The 3,835-nt window shown below is 57.1% G+C and carries 3 protein-coding genes and 2 pseudogenes; 2 read left to right on the top strand and 3 right to left on the bottom strand.

Features of this window, described 5'->3' with window-relative positions; translation table 11 throughout:
- From AC1D34_RS34885 to AC1D34_RS34875, 3 genes and pseudogenes are all read right to left on the bottom strand, one after another.
- Positions 1-753 (bottom strand): annotated as a pseudogene (locus tag AC1D34_RS34885) (hypothetical protein); the annotation flags it as partial.
- A gap of 338 nt (positions 754-1,091) precedes the next feature.
- Positions 1,092-1,628, bottom strand: a complete 537-nt coding sequence (locus AC1D34_RS34880) for a hypothetical protein (RefSeq protein WP_441508868.1) — start codon at positions 1,626-1,628, stop codon at positions 1,092-1,094.
- A gap of 185 nt (positions 1,629-1,813) precedes the next feature.
- Positions 1,814-2,044, bottom strand: coding sequence for a hypothetical protein (locus tag AC1D34_RS34875; protein WP_441508867.1), 231 nt, complete (start codon positions 2,042-2,044; stop codon positions 1,814-1,816).
- A 329-nt stretch (positions 2,045-2,373) separates the two neighbouring features.
- Here AC1D34_RS34875 and AC1D34_RS34870 point away from each other — a divergent pair, with 329 nt between their 5' ends.
- Positions 2,374-2,832: a helix-turn-helix domain-containing protein gene (locus AC1D34_RS34870; protein ID WP_441508866.1), complete on the top strand. Its 459-nt coding sequence runs from the start codon at positions 2,374-2,376 to the stop codon at positions 2,830-2,832.
- Positions 2,833-3,629: 797 nt separating this feature from the next.
- Positions 3,630-3,835: pseudogene (locus AC1D34_RS34865) on the top strand (porin family protein); the annotation flags it as partial.

Here is a 3,835-nt window from a genome sequence, read left to right as displayed (position 1 = left end):
AGCGAATGGTTGCGACGCCAGGGTGTCGGAAGCCTCGCTTCGAACAATGGTCAGTTCCCGAAACGAAGCGAGCTGTGAGAGAATCTCTTCGGAAAGACCGGCTGCGAAAACACTGGTCTCTGGCGTCGATGACAGGTTGGCGAAGGGCTTTACAAAAAGCGAGGGGCCTAGGGGGCGTGCCGATGATGCGGCCGGGCGGAACTGATCTGTCATCCCGACGTATGCCACCAGGGTGCCAAATGCCAGTACAGCAGCCAAGCCGACGAGCCAAGGGCGTCTGAGCGAGGCGAAGAGGCCTGCGCGGGTTGGGGGCGTCGGCTCCGGGGCCAGGGATGCGAGAGGCTGGGCCAGCGTCTGATCGTCTATTCGCCGGGAGAAAAACGGTACGTAGCTTCCCTTAGGAATTTCGATCAGGACGGGGTCTGTCTTGCCCTCAAGGAAATAGTAAAGCTCCAAGGCGCGCCTGAGCCGCCCGGCCTCAATACGAACGACCGGATCGTTCAGAATGTCGATATTCGTATCCCGGCCGAAGACTTCGACCGCGACCGAGTAGGCTTTGATGCGCTCTGCCCGGCCAGTCAGCGTCTGTTCAACCACATAGGACAGGAACCGGTGGAGCCGATCGGGCGCCTTGAAATCCCGGCTCGCTAAAATGCGGAGCAGTTGCGCGCGGATATCGATTTCGCATGGCGCTGACACCGGTTGCGATGACGCGGAATCTGAAACACAAGTCGATGTCGCTTGGCGTTTCATGGAGTTAATTCTCCGGCACGCCGAACCCGGCCGACGCATGATGCTCCGATGAAGAGAGCACCCGCAATCACCGTTATTGGTAATCGGTCAAAATTCTACGCATCAACATTCCACAAGATACAATATTCGTTACCCAAATGCTCGTCGCCTTCCTGACGATATACAAAGGCTTGACGTTCCGTCCCAACATTGACAATCCGTCTCAGCTAAATTTTCTAAATTCGCTCCAAATCGGAATCTTGGGTCGTGCAGATAGCTGTTGCGACAGAGGCACTTCATGAGAACCCCGTGGTGACGATCGGCGTGCAATAAGCGCAGGCGATGGTGCGTCACCCGTCTCAGGCGACCAAGAACCGCGCGAGCCCGATAATTGCGAGCAATGCGGATAATCCGACCAAAGCCCACGGCAACAGTCGCAGCGCGAAACCTGGACCGATACGGATTGGCCGCAGGCTCTTACGAGGCCTTGGCTCGGCCAGCGGGACGGGACGCCTGCTGAAGCGAGGGGCATAACCGCCCTTCGGGATTTCGATGATGATGGGGTCGGAGCGGCCCGCGACGAAGTAATAACGCTCGATAGCATGTCGCAGGCGCCCGGCCTCGACCCGAACAATCGGGTCATTCTTCTGATCGAAACTGGCGGGGCGCCCAAACACCTCTACTGCGATCGAATAGGCGGTGATGTTCTTGGTGTGGCCAGCCAGCGCCTGCATGACGACGTAGATCAAAAAACGACGGAGCCGGTCCGGGACTATGAATTCTTCACTCGCAAGCATGCGAATGAGCGCATCCTGGACTTCATGGGCTCCAGGCGCGCCGGCAGCATCTGTCTTCGCCGTGGAACTGACGATGTTTCCCAAGGCGGGCAACTGCACGGCTTTGGCTCCTTTTGACGAGCCCGCACGTCTTCGGATAGTCGCCTCGCCCCGGCGCTTTGCTCTGGCCCATTTTCACAGATCAAGCTGCTCAAAGGGCCGGGGGTGGTTCTCGTCAATGCGCCACGCGAACATCGGTGAGTTGAACGATCTCGACGCTTAGTGCGCACGCGGCCGCCGCTCACTCAGTTTCGGCGCTCTTCGCGTCGTGTCGTGCGTCCGGTGCGGCGTTCAGTGCGGCGATCGTCACGTCCGGAGCGCCGATCCCCACGTCGCTCCATACCGGTGGTCTGCGCCTCAGAATGCGATGCTTTCAATACCACCGCGGCCCCTGCAAAAGCCAGTGCGGCCGCCGACCACAAGAAGGAAAGGCCGCTTCGACGTGTGATCCCTTCCGATATGTAGAATTGGCTCATGTCCGGGCTCCTCAGGTTCACTGAACCGCTTTTATCGCCCCCACCGTCCCTCCAGACCAACGTGTTTGAAGCCCTCGCCTGCGGGCGCAAGCCACGGCGAGAAAACCATCCGCGCCACTCATGGAACGCCGTTTATGGGCCTCGAAGATCTACCGCACAAGACAGTCCGGGATGCTTTCGCCGCCGCCTTGTACCGTTGCAGGCTCTCTCYGCTAATAAAGCTCCTTTGAAGAAACCGGGGCGACATTGGTCTGCTGACATTTCGCCCAGTATAATCAAGCAGATGGTTATCAGATCACCACAACCTGGGGTTCCACATGGTTTCTGGCATGAAATTCGTAAAACGGCCCACTGCGATTGATCAATGTCTTGCTTGGCGCCTGCGCGAGCAAAGGCAACTGGCCGGATTAAGCCAGACGAAACTCTCGGAACAGTTGGGCATAACGTTTCAGCAGATCCAGAAATACGAGAAAGGATCAAACCGGATCAGTGCCAGCCGCCTGCAACAGATTGCGAATATCCTTCAGGTGCCGGTGGGCTACTTTTTCGAACAGGCGTCGACCGGACACGCAGCGACCCAGGAACCGTCGAAGGGAGAGGCGACTGCCGATGTCGCAGAATTGCTTGCGACAAACGAGGGGCTTCGTCTCGCCAGAGCCTTTTTCAAGTCCGACAATGCCGACACCCGCCAGCGGATCGTTGCCGTCGTCGAAGCGATGGCAAATGGAGATGTCGACGGGAGCCGTGGCGAAGTCTGCCATCCAGCGGGTGCCGAAAGTACGGCCTGACGCTTTGGCGACGATTGCAACCGCAATGCGATGACCTGACCCGAGGGGCGCGCGGGAACGTGCGCGGCCGTGTACTCGCCTCGTTGCCGGGTCGACGGCGGAAGGATTAACCAAACTCGATCTTCTCGAACATGTGGAATTAAATCATCATCGACGGGACGCTATGTGTGTGCTCTTGTTTTGTTGCAGGCAAAAACCGAACATTCTTCGAAATCTTCGTCACCGCTTATTATTAATTGTTATGCCTACAAGGTTATTTATGAGGCAATAACATGTCGAATTCTGAGAATTCCAACAGACTTCGAGAATTTGAGAGAGATACGACTCATACATCCCGTCGACATTACCAATGGTTACGGAATGAAGGCGACGAAAGCGATAGTTTCATTCGAGGCGTCCTCTGGGGCGCTCCAATTTCGCTGTTACTCTGGGGTTTGATCGTGTTTGCTTGGCTCTTCCTGGCCCGATGATCTTGCGGCGTTGCAATAAGGACTCGGATTTTCCTGTCTCCGATCGACAGTTCAGCGATCGCAAGATCTCTCGCCCTCCTCACTCGATGACAGCCCCCCATCCATGCCGCGACTTTTCAACGTTTCGGCCTGATGAGCTTTGCTGCGGACATCCGGGTTGAGTTGCCGCATGCAAGAGAGCCTTGGTGATAATGTTTGCCTAGTGGCGAAAATATCGCTTTCGGGATTATTTGATGACAGACAGTAAACCTCTCCGATTATTTGGGTTCCCGACTGCTTTCTGATGTGCAACCGATAGGTTGGCTAACCCTGACCTCGGAGGACACCATGCGAATAGGATTTGTATCCACCGCCGTCCTTGCAACCTGCCTGGCGACGTCTGCCTTCTCCGCCGATCTTCCCAGCCGCCAAGCGCCGCCTCCCCCGATCGTCTACGCTCCCGTCTTCACCTGGGCCGGATTTTACATCGGCCTCAACGCCGGCATGGGCTGGGCCGACTCGGGCAACATGGGCTGGGCCGACTCGGGCAACAT

It is taken from the genome of Allobosea sp. P1_A7 (genome assembly GCF_056406775.1).
The sequence above is the reverse complement of the archived record's forward strand: the minus strand, read 5'-3'. Positions and strand labels throughout refer to the sequence as shown.